The sequence below is a fragment of the Shewanella jiangmenensis genome (assembly GCF_018596335.1).
In the GTDB taxonomy this organism is placed as follows: Bacteria; Pseudomonadota; Gammaproteobacteria; order Enterobacterales; family Shewanellaceae; genus Shewanella; species Shewanella jiangmenensis.
This window is the reverse complement of sequence record NZ_JAHEPS010000002.1, coordinates 50,611-65,909: the sequence shown is the minus strand read 5'-3', so window position 1 is coordinate 65,909 and position 15,299 is coordinate 50,611. Positions and strand designations below refer to the sequence as shown.

13 protein-coding genes are annotated in these 15,299 nt (G+C 57.1%); 7 read left to right on the top strand and 6 right to left on the bottom strand.

All coding sequences use genetic code 11. The features are described from left to right. Complete coding sequence (locus tag KJI95_RS05830; RefSeq protein WP_214506255.1) at positions 1–255, top strand: hypothetical protein; 255 nt, start codon at positions 1–3, stop codon at positions 253–255. A 150-nt stretch (positions 256–405) separates the two neighbouring features. Here the strand turns inward: KJI95_RS05830 and KJI95_RS05825 are convergent, their stop codons facing one another. From KJI95_RS05825 to KJI95_RS05810, 4 genes are all read right to left on the bottom strand, one after another. Then, positions 406–723: a putative quinol monooxygenase gene (locus KJI95_RS05825; RefSeq protein WP_214506254.1), complete on the bottom strand. Its 318-nt coding sequence runs from the start codon at positions 721–723 to the stop codon at positions 406–408. After that, positions 720–1,187, bottom strand: coding sequence for a GNAT family N-acetyltransferase (locus tag KJI95_RS05820; RefSeq protein ID WP_214506253.1), 468 nt, complete (start codon positions 1,185–1,187; stop codon positions 720–722). The genes KJI95_RS05825 and KJI95_RS05820 overlap by 4 nt, the downstream gene beginning before the upstream one ends. Before the next feature lie 119 nt (positions 1,188–1,306). Continuing rightward, a complete protein-coding gene (locus KJI95_RS05815; RefSeq protein WP_214506252.1) occupies positions 1,307–2,908 on the bottom strand; it encodes a DHA2 family efflux MFS transporter permease subunit in 1,602 nt (533 codons plus the stop codon). 10 nt (positions 2,909–2,918) lie between these two features. After that, positions 2,919–3,962, bottom strand: a complete 1,044-nt coding sequence (locus KJI95_RS05810; RefSeq protein WP_214506251.1) for an HlyD family secretion protein — start codon at positions 3,960–3,962, stop codon at positions 2,919–2,921. Positions 3,963–4,060: 98 nt separating this feature from the next. Here KJI95_RS05810 and KJI95_RS05805 point away from each other — a divergent pair, with 98 nt between their 5' ends. The 3 genes from KJI95_RS05805 to KJI95_RS19565 all read left to right on the top strand — a co-directional run bounded on the left by KJI95_RS05805 (position 4,061) and on the right by KJI95_RS19565 (position 6,500). Continuing rightward, positions 4,061–4,987 (top strand): LysR family transcriptional regulator, encoded by a 927-nt coding sequence (locus KJI95_RS05805; protein WP_214506250.1) that lies wholly within the window; start codon positions 4,061–4,063, stop codon positions 4,985–4,987. A 155-nt stretch (positions 4,988–5,142) separates the two neighbouring features. Next, on the top strand, positions 5,143–6,156 hold the full coding sequence (locus KJI95_RS05800) for a DUF4382 domain-containing protein (RefSeq protein WP_214506249.1): 1,014 nt from the start codon (positions 5,143–5,145) through the stop codon (positions 6,154–6,156). A gap of 221 nt (positions 6,157–6,377) precedes the next feature. Beyond that, entirely contained in the window at positions 6,378–6,500 is a 123-nt protein-coding gene (locus KJI95_RS19565; protein WP_284730685.1) for a hypothetical protein, read from the top strand. Between the two features lie 82 nt (positions 6,501–6,582). Here KJI95_RS19565 and KJI95_RS05795 read toward each other — a convergent pair whose 3' ends face one another. Next, positions 6,583–8,037 (bottom strand): SO_0444 family Cu/Zn efflux transporter, encoded by a 1,455-nt coding sequence (locus KJI95_RS05795; RefSeq protein WP_214506248.1) that lies wholly within the window; start codon positions 8,035–8,037, stop codon positions 6,583–6,585. After that, complete coding sequence (gene zntR, locus KJI95_RS05790; protein WP_214506247.1) at positions 8,028–8,540, bottom strand: Zn(2+)-responsive transcriptional regulator; 513 nt, start codon at positions 8,538–8,540, stop codon at positions 8,028–8,030. Before zntR ends, KJI95_RS05795 begins: the two co-directional genes overlap by 10 nt. A gap of 305 nt (positions 8,541–8,845) precedes the next feature. Here zntR and purH point away from each other — a divergent pair, with 305 nt between their 5' ends. The 3 genes from purH to KJI95_RS05775 all read left to right on the top strand — a co-directional run bounded on the left by purH (position 8,846) and on the right by KJI95_RS05775 (position 15,205). After that, the gene (purH, locus tag KJI95_RS05785; RefSeq protein ID WP_214506246.1) at positions 8,846–10,435 is read left to right on the top strand and encodes a bifunctional phosphoribosylaminoimidazolecarboxamide formyltransferase/IMP cyclohydrolase; all 1,590 of its coding nucleotides are present in this window, start codon (positions 8,846–8,848) and stop codon (positions 10,433–10,435) included. A 57-nt stretch (positions 10,436–10,492) separates the two neighbouring features. Next, a complete protein-coding gene (gene purD, locus KJI95_RS05780; RefSeq protein ID WP_214506245.1) occupies positions 10,493–11,794 on the top strand; it encodes a phosphoribosylamine--glycine ligase in 1,302 nt (433 codons plus the stop codon). 195 nt (positions 11,795–11,989) lie between these two features. Then, positions 11,990–15,205, top strand: a complete 3,216-nt coding sequence (locus KJI95_RS05775; protein ID WP_214506244.1) for an ImpA family metalloprotease — start codon at positions 11,990–11,992, stop codon at positions 15,203–15,205. Positions 15,206–15,299 lie beyond the last annotated feature (94 nt).

Genomic DNA, 15,299 nt, shown 5'->3' with positions numbered 1-15,299 from the left:
ATGATGAATCAAAGCGTCGCGGTGGATCAAGACAGGCGAGGGATTGCACCGGGTTTCAGGGATCATTGGGAGACCCTGACCGCCGAACAGAAAATGAGCCTGTACCAGCTGCAAACCTGGGGTTACCGTTTGCTGTTTGTACGCAATATGCCCTCGGGTCCGCTGGCAATTATTGCCCAGGATCAGGAAATCGCCACGATCGATACCGAAGGCACGCTTAACACCCACCCCGACATCCACCTGCGCCCGCACTGATAAGCGACCACCCTGATAAGCGGCCCCCTGATAAGCGACCACGGATTTCGCCGCCACCATCACCCAGATACAAACAAGCCCCGTCCGTCGGGGCTTGTTGCCTGCTAAGCACCTTCCTAATCAATCAAGCAAGCACCAAGCAACCAAGACTCAGGCGATTATTTCGTGGTAAGTCTCAACTTTATACGACTCCACCAGCGCAGGCATCACCTGATGGAAATAGTGCTGAATCGCCTCTTTGGCGCAGTGCTGCTCGAATGCTTCCACATCGACAAACTTTTCCACAAAGGTGATGCGGCGCGGCTCATCGCGGCTTTGGTTAAGCTCGTAACGGATGCAGCCGCTCTCGCGGCGGGTATCGGCAATCAGTGAGCTTAACGCAGCAATCAGCGCCTCTTCTTTGCCCGGAAACGCCAAAAAGCTTGCGATACACACCAGCTGGCGACTGTTTTTTACATATTGACTCATGCTGTCGGCTCCGTTGCTGAAAACACCATGTCGAGGTGAGGAATGCCATCCTCGAGATACACCTCGGAAACGGTTTCAAATCCCATAGACTGGTAAAAGCGCTGCAAATACTGCTGCGCACCGATTTGGATCCCGGCCTGAGGCCAGGCTTGCTGCGCCGCCGCTATCGCACGCGCCATCAAATCACGGGCAAGCCCGCCACCACGGGCCACCTGTGCCACCGCCACCCGGCCAATACTGGCCTGCGGGTAACTTAAGCCCGGCGGCAATATGCGCGCGTAGGCCACCAGCTCCTGCTCACGATAACCAAGCAGATGAAGCGCCTCTGCCGCTAAATCCTTGTTATCGAGCTCAGGATAGGGGCAGGCTTGCTCCACCACAAAAATATCGACCCTTAGCTTTAGCAGCTGGTACAGGGTTACGCTGTCCAATTCAGAAAACGCCTTGATTTGCCACTGGAACATTCACATCTCCATCAAGACCAAAATGCCAGTCTACCACCGCCACCCAAGCGCTGCAGCCACCAAAGCGCCGCAGCCACGAATAGCGCGCAGCTACCCCAAACAAAACGCTGCAGCCGCAATCAGTGCATATCACCGGCAGGAGCCGGCACCTGCGAGGTGCGCGGCCGGATAAGCAGCACTGCCACCACGGCCACACACAGCAGTATACCTATGGCAAAAAACACATCGTTGTAAGCCTGCATAAAGGCTTCCCGCGTCAGGGTATCGGCAAACATCTTGCGCGCCAGGGTGTCGGCGGCGCTCGGATCCACCCCGGACGCAAAAAGCTTGGCGGCCTGCGCCGACAAATGCTCGGCAACCATGGCATCCACCGCCGGTACCGATTCTTTCAAATAGGCCAGATGCTCGCGGGCACGGTTATCGAGCAAGGTCGCCACCAGCGCGATACCGCAGGCGCCGCCAAGATTACGGATAAGGTTCAGCAGCGTCGAGGCGCTGGCCGTGTCCTGGGGTTTGAGGTGCATAGTGGCAATGATGCCGATGGGCACCAGAATAAAGGGCTGCCCCATGGCACGTACTATCTGCGCCAGCAGCATTTGCTCGCCGCCGTAGTCTGCGGTCATATGCGAATTAAGCCAATAACTGGCGGCAAACAGCAAAAAGCCCCAGGCCGCCAGATAACGTGGGTCCCAGCGCTCGATAAGTTTTGGCACCAGCGGCAAAATCAACAGCTGCGGAAACCCCATCCACATGATGACCTTGCCAATTTCCAGCGCCGAGTAGTTGTGGATTTGCGACAGGTACAGCGGAATAAGATAAATGGCACCAAAAAGCCCAAGCCCGAGCAGAAAATACGCCACCGACGAGAGCGCAAAGTCGCGCCCGCCGAGCAGGCGCAAATTTACCAGCGGCGTGCGGCTTTTAAATTGCAGCACCACAAAAATCACCAGATTGATGGCGGCGATAAACGCAAGGTTGCGGATAAGGTCCGAGCCAAACCAATCCTTGCGATTGCCCTCTTCCAGCACCACTTCGAGGCAACCAAGCCCCAGCACCATGGTGACTATGCCCCACAGGCTGAACTGACCAAGTTTTTGCCAGTCCACCGGCTGCTTTTCAAGCCCCCAGGCCAGCATGGCGAGCACCATAAGCCCGGGTGGCACGTTGATATAAAACAGAAAATGCCAGCTGAAGGTTTCAGTGAGCCAGCCACCGAGGGTTGGGCCAATGGAAGGCGCGAAGGTGGCGGTCACCCCGAACAGCGCCATGCCGGTGGCGCGTTTGGCAAGCGGCAGACACTCGACAATCAGCCTGAACGCGAGCGGGATCAGCGCGCCGCCAAAAAAGCCCTGCAGCGCCCGAAACGCAATCAGCGAGTTCAAATCCCAGGCCATGGAACACAGCAGCGAGCTTAAGATAAACGCCGAGGTGCTCCATAAAAGATAACGGCGCACCGACAAACCCGTACTGAGCCAGCCGGACAGCGGAATGGCAATCATCTCCGCCACCAAATAGGCAGTGGAAATCCAGGAGCCTTCTTCGAGTGTCGCCCCGAGGCTGCCCTGAATTTCCTTCATCGAGGCATTGGTTATCTGAATATCCAGAATCGCCATAAAGGCGCCGATGAGGCCGCCGAGTACGGCTATCCAGGCGCGGCGGCTGCCGACGCCATAATCTATGCCGGGCGTGGCGACTGTGCCGGCTGTCGCAGCGGTGTGCATCAATTCATCCTCAGCGGCTGACGGTCAGCGCGGCACTGCTGCTTGCTTCAGTATCCACCGACACCACGGCGCTTAAGCCCGGCACCACATGGGCAACGTCCTGATTGGACTCAAGGCGGATCCGCACCGGAATGCGCTGCACGATTTTGGTGAAGTTGCCGGTGGCGTTTTCCGCCGGCAGCAAGCTGAATTTGGCGCCGGAAGCCGGTGACAGGCTATCGATGACTCCATGGAATGCATGGTCGGGAAACGCGTCGAGTGACACTGTCACCGGCTGGCCGGGCTTCATGCTCTGGATCTGGGTCTCCTTAAAGTTGGCCGTGATCCACAGCGCCCCGTCCGGCACCAAACTGAACAGCGCCTGCCCCGGTTGCACATACTGGCCAACGAAGGCACCGCGCTTGCCTACCACCCCGTCAAAGGGGGCAAGAATTTCGGTATCTTTCAGCTGCAATTTGGCGAGTTTGAGGCCGGCTTCGGCTTCAAGCTGGCTCGCCTGTAACTGGGCGCGCTGGGCGGTTAGCACCGACAGCTCCTGCTCGCGGGCATCGAGCGTGGCCTGGCTTTCCATGTGACGCGCCTGGGCGCCATCCTGCTCGGCACTGAGCCGGTCCACATCGTCCTGAGAGCTGTAATCGCGCCGCTTAAGTTCACTGGCGCGCTGCCACTGCTGATTAACGCGTTTGTAATCGGCATTGGCGGCAAGCACGCCGGCGCGGGCCTGCGCTATCAGCGCGCCCTGCAGCTGAATTTTGGCATCCAGAGTCGCAAGCTCCGCCGCCACGTTGGCAAGCCTTGCCTCGCTTTGAGCAAGCCGCGCCCGGTATTCGCTGTCATCAAGCCTGGCGAGCACGGCGCCAGCGCGCACATGCTGATTGTCCTGCACCAGCGAGGCCACCACCAAACCGGGCACCTTGACGCTGATTTGCGAAATATCGGCTTCAACATAGGCGTTATCGGTGCGCTCAATAAATCTGAGGCTGTGCCACAGATAGCCACCACCCGCGGCCAGAAGCAGCACAGGCAGCAGAAGCAGGGCTTTGGATTTGCTCATTCATAGACTCCTTATTCAGTGGCTGCTATTGTACTTCTGTCTCTTTTTTATTATTAGTCAGCTCAAATTCAACCAACTGTTTCACAGGTGTAACAATAATGGATTTAAACCGGGTGCAGTTATTTGCCGCCGTGGTCGAACAGGGCAGCTTTACCGCCGCAGCCACCCACCTTGGGGTGACCAAGGCCACCGTGAGTCGCAAAGTGGCAGAGCTTGAGCAGGAGGCGGGGGTACAGCTGCTTTTTCGCACCACCCGGGCACTGAAACTCACCGAGGCAGGCAGCAATTATTATCAGCGCATCAGCCGCATTCTGTCGGAGCTGCAACAGGCAGAAGCCCAGCTCAGCGCAAGTCAGCAACAAATCCGTGGCCGGCTCAGCATTGTGTGCCCTATTGAACTTGGTCAGCTGTACCTTGGGCGGGTACTGACCCAGTTTTTGCTGGAATATCCGCAAATCACCATAGAAACCGAACTGACCAACCGCAGGGTCGACGTGATAGAAGAAGGCATAGACATGCTGTTTCAAATCGCCGAAGTAAAAGACCCGCGCCTGACCAGCCACGCCCTGATCCGCGCCGAGAAAATCCTGCTGGCCTCACCGGACTACCTCGCCCGCTTCGGCACCCCGAACGTGCCGGCCGACTTGGCGCAGCACAAAGCCATCCGACTGACCTCGGCCCATATCGATGGCAGCTGGCGTATTTTTGATGGCGAGCAGTGGCAGAGCTTCGACCCGCCGGCGCAGCTCACGGTCAACAATGTCACCCTGGCGCGGGAAGCCGCCATCGAAGGGCTTGGCATCGCCACTGTACCCACCCTGATAGCGCGGGATGCCATCGACGCAGGCCTTTTGGTGCCGGTGCTGGAAGACTTTCCGATGCAGCAGTCGCGCATCACCCTGAGTTACCCACAGGGCGCCTATTTGCCACGGCGTTACCGGGTGTTTATTGAGTTCCTGTTTCGCCATCTGATGGAGCGGTTTGGCGACGAAGTACTTGAGGTGCCTGACTTCATCAACTCCTGAATTAGTGCACTCTGAGATTGCTTTTACCGTACGAAGGTTTAAGCTTTCCGGCAGGCTACAGCGGGTTAACGCCAGCTGCAGACCGGGGATTCAGGGAAGATGTAAACCTCAATAACAAGGACTTATGGAACTCTGAATAACGAAAAAGGTGCAACATGAAATTCACCCAAACCCTGATTGCCGTTACCCTGACTTCACTGCTTGCCGCCTGCGGTGGTGGTAGTGACAGCGCGCCTGCCCCGCAAATGGGCAAGTTCAGTCTCGGCGTATCTGACAACCCAGCCGACGCAACTGAAGTGAACATTGCCTTCAAACAAGTCGTGCTCAAGAGTGCCGAAGGCACTTACTCTTTCAACGTTTCCAACAATGGCGCCGCCAAACAGGTCGACCTGCTGGATTATCAGGGTTCAGCCACTGAAACTCTGGTCGAAGGCGTCGAGGTACCGATTGGCGAGTACCAGATGTGTATCTACATGGAAAACCGTGAAACCGTAGATACTGCAAGCTCTTACGTTAAAACCAACGACGGTAACGACCATGGTCTGGTGACCAACAGCAACGGTAGTTGCGGTGGCACCGGCGCCGACAACCCGGATACCGGCCGCCTGTTCTTCAACAAGGCCTTTACCATTGCCGCCGGCGCCAACGACTACGTGGCCGAGTTCGATCTCGCCCGTGGTATCCAGGGCCCGCACGGTAACAAAGACTACTGGACCCTCAAGCCAACCTCGGTACAGCTGGTTAACCGTGCCGACATAGGTCACGTGAAAGGCATGGTCAGCAGCGATCTGATGGCCTCCTGCGAAGCAGTTGCCACTGGCAGCGAGTTTGCGCCTGCCGTGTATCTCTACACAGGCTCCACCACCCTCGCCAACATGAGCGACATCCGTCCGACCGTTACTGCGCCTATGGTGTCTCCGCTGGCAGTTGCCCGTGTGAATGACATCCTTGATGGCAGCGGCAATGTAACCGGCCACGGCTATGAGTTTGGCTTTGTGGTTGCAGGCAGCTACGCCCTGGGTTACACCTGTGTAGCGCAAAATGACGATCCGGAAGCTGCCAACAGCCCAACCGACGAAGTCGCCCCCTTCTTCATCCACGCCGATTCTCAGGATGTGGTAGTCACCAAGGGCCAGACCACAGTGCGCGACTTAGGCGTTGCCCTGTAACCGGCTGAAAATGCCTCGAAATAAAGCCCCGCTCGCGGGGCTTTTTCTTTTAAATCAATTTATTGAATTTCCTTAAGTAGTAAAACGCATAAGCAGATTTCGTTTAGCTCAAAATAAACTATCTGGCCTGTGACCAATTCTCTAAGCTGGAGTTGCCGGTGAAAAAACGCGCATCCGGCGCTAAATCACAATCGCACTTAGCTATCCGCAGGGAGCCATTCATGAGTAAAGACCAAAAGAAACAGCCCCAAAAGACGATGAAGGAAAAACGCGCTGCCAAGCAGGCGAAAAAGCAGGTGGTCGCTACTGGAAAAGTTGAAAACCTCGGCAAAAAAACCAAATAAGCCGTAAGGCTTGCGAATTCAAAAAAGGCACCCGCATGGGTGCCTTTTCGTTATGCGTGATCGCGGGCTTATCGGATTGCAATCAACCACAGCAATTCGATTTAACGGCGCGGCGCGGCAACTTTTGCCACAGCACCCGGCCCATCAGGAAGGCCAGCAGCAGCCCGGATGAGGCTACCAGCCAATCGGGCAGCATCGAATGCTCTTCACCAATCTGCGGTGCCACTTCAAAGCCAAAGGTCGCCACCAAATAGTTCACCAGCAAACCAAACACCAAAGCGACACCCAGCACGCCGCCGAGGTAGCCAAACAGCGCCCGCTTACCCAGCTCCTTGGTCACCACGCCTAATGTCGCGATATTGGTGGCCGGGCCTGCCATCATAAACACCAGCACGGCGCCGGGTGATACACCGGCGAGCAGCAAACCGGCCGCAATCGGGGTCGATGCGGTGGCGCAGATATACATGGGAATAGACACCACGACCATCACCAACATGGCGAGAATGCCGTTACCCCACTGAGCCAAAAAGTCTGCCGGTACATAGGTTTGCACCAAAGCCGCAAAGAAAAGACCGATCAGCAGCCATATCGCGGTATCGCGCACCAAATCATTCGAGGCGTACACCAGACCATCCCAGATCCGCTCGATCACCGAAGCATGCTTATCCCCTTGTTTAGCATGGGATTGAGTGCTGCCACAGCAGCCCGCCTCGGCAGATTTGGCCGTGGATGCGGATGACGAAGAAGCGCAGCAGCTTGATGCCTCGGGCACGGCAACTTTGGGGCTGCAACAGGAAGTCGATTCCGCGGCAGGCTCTGCATCGCAGCAGGAAGCACTGGCTACCGCCTTCGGGGTGCAGCATGACTCTTGCCTGGCTTTGGACGTGGGCTCGGGCGTGAATTTGGGCGCAGGTTCAGATCCGGATTTGCCAGCACAGCAGCTGTCGCCTGCCTTGGCGGCCATATTTTCGGTAGCAGGTTTGAAACTCACCACGGGGGCCGCCGCAAGCTTGGCGCCGGTGGGCGTCATCAGCGGGCTGTTTGCCGCAACCGGTTTGAAGCTCATGGCAGGCTTGGCTATTGGCTTATCAGACTGCTTTGCAGGCGATGTTTCTTTGGATTGAGATCCGTTATCCGGCTCATCTTCATCGCGGCCCACCAGCAGGCCTGCGACTATGGCGCTGGTCACGGCGGCGATGGGGCGGATGATGGCCATAAAGGGCCCTAGCAGCACGTAAGAAACGGTCACTGAATCGACACCGGTTTCTGGGGTCGACACCAAAAACGAGGTGGTAGCCGCCTTGGAAGCGCCGCTGCGCCTAAGGCCGATGGCTGCAGGAATCACCCCGCAAGAGCACAGCGGCAAAGGCGCACCAAGGAGCGCCGCCTTGACTGTTGCCTTAAAACCGTGCCCACCGAGCTGCTTTTGCATCCACTCCATGGGCACAAACATTTTCAGCATGCCAGCAAGAAACAGCCCCAGCAGCAGCCAGGGCGCAGATTCCAAAAACAGGTGAAGGAAATTGTTCAGCAGCATGATGATTTACCCTTGTTCGCGGCGCTGATGGCCAAACTGGCCTTGAGGTTCTTGTTATCGGCAACTGGCGTGAAACCGGCGTGATGCTCAGCCTGAACCTGACGATTGGTTTCCAAGGCTTCGAGAATAGAGCAGTGTTCGGCGCTCTCGGGGCCGCCGCAGCAGGCATCCGACAAGCGCTTGAGCGAATCCTGAAACACCAAAAGCTCGGCGATTTTGGCGCTGACCTGCTCGAGTTTGTCATCCACCATGCCCTTCACATCGGCGCAGGCCCACTCGGCCTTGTTAAGCTCGATAGACAAAAGCTCAGTGATTTCATTCAGGCTAAAACCCACCGCCTTGGCGCGCAGAATAAACTTAAGCCGCGAAAGGTCGGCATCGCTGTAAACGCGATAACCCGACTCGCTGCGGCTCGAGGGCGCGAGCAAACCGTGCTTTTCGTAAAACCTCAGGGTATCCGGCTTTACCTCACAGAGGCTCGCCAATTCACCAATGCGGTACATGCTCTATTCCGATTTCGTGACTAATCAAGTAACAATGGGACAAGTATAAACCTTGGAGTTTAATCCAAGGTCAAGGGTTTATTCTCGGCATCACTTCGTTCTCAGATCAATATTGTGAATCCACGCAGAAAAAACACCGCCGGGCATGCTTTTGCGGTAGAATACGCGCCCATAAAAAGGTGTCTTGGCAGACCAATACACTCGCGTGAGGGGAAACGCGAGGGGCTTTTGGAAAATAAAACACTGATGCTGTTTTGTTTTCCGAAAGATCCTTGAACCCTAAAAAGCGGAAAACTGTACCCAAAATGAATAATGCCAGACCCATTCGCCGCGCGCTGCTTAGCGTGTCCGATAAAACAGGTATCCTCGAGTTTGCCCGTGCACTGCACGCTCAGGGCGTTGAACTCCTGTCCACCGGTGGCACCGCCAAGCTGCTGGCCGATAACGGTGTGCCTGTGATCGAAGTTTCTGACTACACAGGTCACCCTGAGATCATGGACGGTCGGGTCAAGACCCTGCATCCCAAGGTGCATGGTGGCATTCTGGCGCGCCGCGGTCAGGATGAAGACGTGATGGCCGCCAACAACATTGGCCCTATCGATCTGGTTGCCGTTAACCTGTACCCCTTTGCCACTACCGTTGCCAAGCCTGGCTGCACCCTGGAAGACGCCATCGAGAACATCGATATCGGCGGTCCTACCATGGTGCGCGCTGCCGCCAAGAACCACAAAGACGTGGTGATTGTGGTTAACGCCAAAGACTACGACCGCGTGCTTGCTGAAATGAGCGCTAACGGCGGCTCCACTACCCACGCTACCCGTTTCGATCTGGCTATTGCCGCCTTCGAGCACACCGCCGCTTACGATGGCATGATTGCCAACTACTTCGGCACCATGGTTCCGGCTCACAGCAGCGACGAGTGCCACGACGACTCCAAATTCCCACGCACCTTCAACACCCAGCTGGTGAAGAAGCAGGACCTGCGCTACGGCGAAAACAGCCACCAGAGCGCCGCCTTCTACGTGGATTTGAACAGCGACGAGGCCTCTGTGGCCACCGCCACTCAGCTGCAGGGTAAGGCCCTGTCTTACAACAACATCGCCGACACCGATGCCGCCCTTGAGTGCGTCAAAGAATTCGACGCCCCAGCCTGCGTTATCGTTAAGCACGCCAACCCCTGTGGTGTGGCCCTGGGCGACAACCTGCTGGACGCCTACAACCGCGCCTACAAGACCGACCCAACTTCTGCTTTCGGTGGCATCATCGCCTTTAACCGCGAGCTGGACAGCGACACCGCCGCCGCCATCGTTGAGCGTCAGTTCGTGGAAGTGATCATCGCCCCCGTGGTGAGCCAGGCCGCCCGCGACGTGGTTGCCAAGAAAACCAACGTGCGCCTGCTGGAGTGCGGTCAGTGGACCAGCCAGACCAAGGGTCTGGACTATAAGCGCGTCAACGGTGGTCTGCTGATCCAGGACCGCGATCAGGGCATGGTGACAGAGGCTGAGCTTAAAGTCGTGACCAAGCGCGTACCGACCGAAGCTGAACTTAAGGATCTGATGTTCTGCTGGAAAGTCGCCAAGTTCGTTAAATCCAACGCTATCGTGTATGCCAAAGAAGGCATGACCATAGGCGTGGGCGCAGGCCAGATGAGCCGCGTTTACAGTGCCAAGATTGCTGGCATCAAGGCCGCCGACGAAGGTCTGGTGGTTGAGGGCTCAGTGATGGCGTCTGACGCCTTCTTCCCGTTCCGCGACGGTATCGACGCCGCTGCGGCCGCCGGGATCAGCTGCATCATCCAACCCGGCGGTTCTATCCGCGACGAGGAAGTGATTGCCGCCGCCGACGAGCACGGCATGGCCATGGTGTTCACCAACATGCGCCACTTCCGCCACTGATAAGATTGAGGCAGCCTGAGGGCTGCCTTTCGCATTCAAGATTTAAGGAATAAGCAGATGAATATTCTCGTAATTGGCAGTGGTGGCCGCGAACACGCCCTGGCCTGGAAAGCCGCTCAGAATGCCGATGTAAATACCGTATTTGTGGCCCCCGGCAACGCCGGCAGCAGCCTCGAGCCCAAGGTGGAAAACGTGGCGATTGATGCCACCGACATCCCTGCGCTGCTCGCCTTTGCCAAACAAAGCGATATCGCCCTGACCATAGTTGGCCCTGAAGCGCCGCTGGTGATTGGTGTGGTGGATGCGTTTCGCGCCGAAGGCCTGACCATTTTTGGCCCCACCAAGGGCGCTGCTCAGCTTGAAGGCTCCAAGGCCTTTACCAAGGACTTTTTGGCCCGCCATCAAATCCCGACTGCCGACTATAAAAACTTCACCGACATTCCACCTGCCAAGGCCTTTGTGACCGAGCTTGCCTCAAAGACTGGCTTCCCGGTGGTTATCAAGGCCGATGGTCTCGCCGCAGGTAAGGGCGTAATCATCGCTCAGGATCAGGCCGAGGCCGATGCCGCCATCGACGATATGCTGGCTGGCAACAAGTTCGGCGAAGCCGGTTCCCGCGTGGTGGTAGAAGAGTTCCTCAAGGGCGAAGAAGCCAGCTTCATCGTGATGGTCGACGGCAAAAACATTCTGCCGATGGCCACCAGCCAGGATCACAAGGCCCGCGACAACGCCGATCAGGGTCCAAACACCGGCGGTATGGGCGCTTACTCCCCAGCCCCTGTGGTGACTCAGGACGTACACGATTGGGTGATGGCCAACGTTATTCGCCCAACCGTGGATGGCATGGCCGCCGAAGGCAATGTTTACACCGGCTTTTTGTATGCCGGCCTGATGGTCGACCCACAGGGCAAGGCCAAGGTGCTGGAATACAACTGCCGCTTTGGCGACCCAGAGACTCAGCCTATCATGATGCGCCTCAAATCCGATTTGGTTGAGCTGTGTCTGGCCGCCTGCCGTGGTGAGCTCGATAAAGTCACTGCAGAGTACGACAGCCGCGCCGCCGTAGGCGTGGTGCTCGCCGCCGGTGGTTATCCGGATGACTACCGCAAGGGCGATGTGATTGAGGGCCTGTCCCTTGGCAACAACGACGCCAAGGTGTTCCATGCCGGCACCAAGATGGTCGATGGCCGCGTTGTCACCAACGGTGGCCGCGTGCTGTGCGCCACCGCCCTTGGCCACACAGTGACCGAGGCGCAGAAGGCCGCTTACGCTCTGGTGGATGAAATCCATTGGGACGACGTGTTCTTCCGTACCGACATTGGCTATCGTGCTATCGCCCGCGAAAAGCAGGCAAAATAAGCCTAACAGGGCAGTAACCCGCTGCCAATGAACAGAAGCCGGTGCACCCACCGGCTTTTTTGCGCCTGAATTTTGACTAGCGCCAAATATAAATCAATATAAAACAAGCCATTAACAGATATAAACTCTGGTTATACCTTAGAATGATGGTTACACTTCCGCCCAGACCATTATAAAAAATAACAAGGATTACCCATGAGAAACACCCTGGTTTTAACGACCATGGCGGCCTTTCTGTCAGGCTGCGGTGGCGGAGGCTCAGCAGATGATGGCGGCACTGCGCCGCCACCGAGTGCGGTGCAGTATACAGCATCAAGCCAAAGCAGCAGCGGCGGTAAACTCTCGCCGGCAAGCCTGAGCATAGAGTCCGGCAAGCAAGGCAGTTTCAGCATTGCGGCCGAGCAGGGCTATGTGCTCGATACCATCACGGGCTGCAATGGCAGCATTAATACCAGCGCAAGTGGCAGCAGCTACACCACAGGTGCGATGAGCGCCGACTGCACCATTAAGGCGAGCTTTATCACCAATGCCGCCAACGCCATCCGCAAAGAAGATCACAGTCTCGCATCGGATGCCGAGCTGATTACCCATGCCCAGGCGGCCATCAGCGCCAGCGAAATCAAACGCAAGGCACTGGTCGACAGCCTGTTTCAGGGGATTTCCACGGTAAACTGGCACCCAAGCCACGACTCCATCACCTTTACCAGCTTCCTGCCCGAGCGCACCCTGACGCTGCTGCCCTCAAACCAGAATGGCAGCGGCAACCCCGAAGTGCGGGGATTGGTGATGGTGTCAGAAGAAGGCAACAACCGCAGCGCCGCTATGGCCGCTAACCTGTTCTCGGTCAGCACCTCAAGCGACACAGATTTACTGCTCAAACGCCTTATCGGCTGGCTGACCAAGGGTAAAGATCAGACTGACGGCCTCAGCATAGTCACGGCGCAAATGCCAAGCCGCGCCGACAGCTGGTACTTCCCCCATAACGAAGGTATCCGCACCTGGCTGGCAAATAACTATGCCAATGCCCACAGCATTAACGACGCCAATGCCTGTGATTACAATGAATTATCCGCTTGTATAGACAACCTTAAGCCCGACCTGATTATCCTGTCGGACATAGACCGCAAAGCCCTCGGCCATGACGGCATAGCCGCGGCGGTTGCCAAGGCCAAGGCGGCTGGCATACCGCTTTTGCTGTCCAACTACTGGCGTAACGCAAGCCCCATGCTAAGTCCGCTGTATCAGCAAATGGGACTGGTGACCTACGGCAACTACTGGTCAAAGCTCAATGCCAGTGAGCTGGCGGTAAGCAGCATTCGCGCCGACGACACCAATCTGATGGCGGTCAACACCCTGCTGGATAACCTGAAAAACGCTGACTTCACCACCGCACATCTGGATAGCTGCAACGGCAACTTCCTTGGCTGCGATGCCGCTCCCTTTGTAGAAAACTTCAAGGCCGGTGCCGATTGGCTTAGAAACGCCGCCATTACCCTCGACAGCAAAGAGACAGATGCGTTTGACCTTGGCGATGCCGATACCCTCAAGGCCAGCTTGCTGCTCGCCGATAAGTACCGCGCCGCCATCGACTACCCCATTGGCTGGGATGAACATCAAAGCTGGCAACAGGCCATGTTTGCCGACTGGCTGATTAACTACGCCCGCCAAGGTAACGCGGCGCAGCCTGATTTGGGTGAATACGTCACTGACCGCAGCAAACTCGCCAAGGGCAGCAACGCAAGCTACGCCCACCCTGCCAAGGTTACCGAGCGTAAAACCATCGGCGTGCCCTACCCCAACCAGTGGACCACCACCGGCTGGTACGTGCTGCCGGGGCAAACCGTGACCCTGACCCGCCACGACAGCTCCCCTGCCGGTGTTGAAATCAAACTCAACTACCACAGACGCAACACCAACCGCGCATTCGAACAGAAGGTGTACCGTGCGCCACTGGAGCTTGCCACCCAGCGCCTGCCGCTAAACGCAGGCAGCAGCATTAGCTTCTCCAGCCCCTACGGCGGCCCGCTGTATCTGTATCTGGATGGTGCCGAAGGCGCGCTTAAGGTCGATATCAGTGCCAGTGGCATCACCCGCCACCCGAGCATTATGAATTTCAGCGACGAGGCGCAAATCCAGCAGTTTAATGAGCGCTTAAGCCAGACCGAGCTACCCCACGTTGACCTTCGCACCGATGGCGCCGAGCAGCATATGCGCCGCGACCGCTTTACCAACGCCATCGGCGGCGCTGTGCCCGACGTCAGCGCCCTGCTTAAGAGTGTTGCCGAAGATCATATCAACGCGGTTTATAACCTCGCTGGCTTTAAAATTCAGGGCAAAACCCTGGCTGAATCTTTGCCTGCCGATGTCAAAGCCGCCTGCGTGAATATGATTGGCAACGAGTGTCTGGATGCCACCCTGCACACCCGCAGCATCATTCAGCACGCCAACTACGACCAGAACGCCCACTGCGGCAGCGGCTGCAGCGGCAACCCCTGGGATGCGGCCTGGAACATCAGCCCCACCGGCTGGGGCGACAACCACGAACTTGGCCATAACCTGCAGGTAAACCGCCTCAATGTGCAGTACGCCGCAGCAGTCGATGCCGACAACTGGGCCGGTTACGGCAGCCGCGCCGGGGAAAACTCCAACAACATTTTCCCCTACGTGGTGAAGTGGCAGGCCCACTATGTGCGTGACGGCAACAGCAACGTAATCACCGACGGCCATATGAACCATAAAGATCTGTTTTATGTGTTTATGTCAGATGCCGCCAAGGTGAAAAACAGCAGCGGCAACCGTGTAGTGCTTGGCGCCAACTGTAAGGTACTGGATGCGGGCGACAGCCGCTACGAAGCGCCCTGGAAGAGCAATAGCTACGCGGTACACAACGGCTACCGGATGGCGTTTTACATCCAGATGGCGCTGCGTGCCCACGGCATGGAACTGGCCGACGGTACCCGTCTGGCCAATGGTTTCAATATCTTCACCCTGCTGTACCAGCACCAGCGCATCTTTGGCGCCTTAAGCGGTAATCAAGCCAACTGGGATGCCAATAAAGACCGACTCGGTTTTGGCCTGTTCCCGTTTGAAGGCCACAGCGTTTATGGCGGTCGCAAGGTGCGCGACATTCCCGGCAACGACTTTATGCTGGCGTCGTTAAGCAAGCTCACCGGCCTTAACTGGCAGAGCCACTTCGATATGCTGGGGCTGCGTTACTCAAGCCTCGCCGCCACTCAGGCACAGGCCAATGCCACCAAGGGTACGCTCGCCATGGGCATGTATGTGCTCGAAACCGACCTGCCACCAGCCAACATGAGTGAGGGACTAAGCTTCCTGCCGCTGTCGGTTGATGATGCAGCCACCACCTGGCGTGATGGCAACTCACCGGCGAGCTGCCCACCGGTGCAATGAGTCATTGACCAACCCGAGCTTTCAACAAAGCATCACGCAATAAACGCCCCTCGGGGCGTTTTTTATTTTTGGGGTCATCACCCCGGCAACGGCA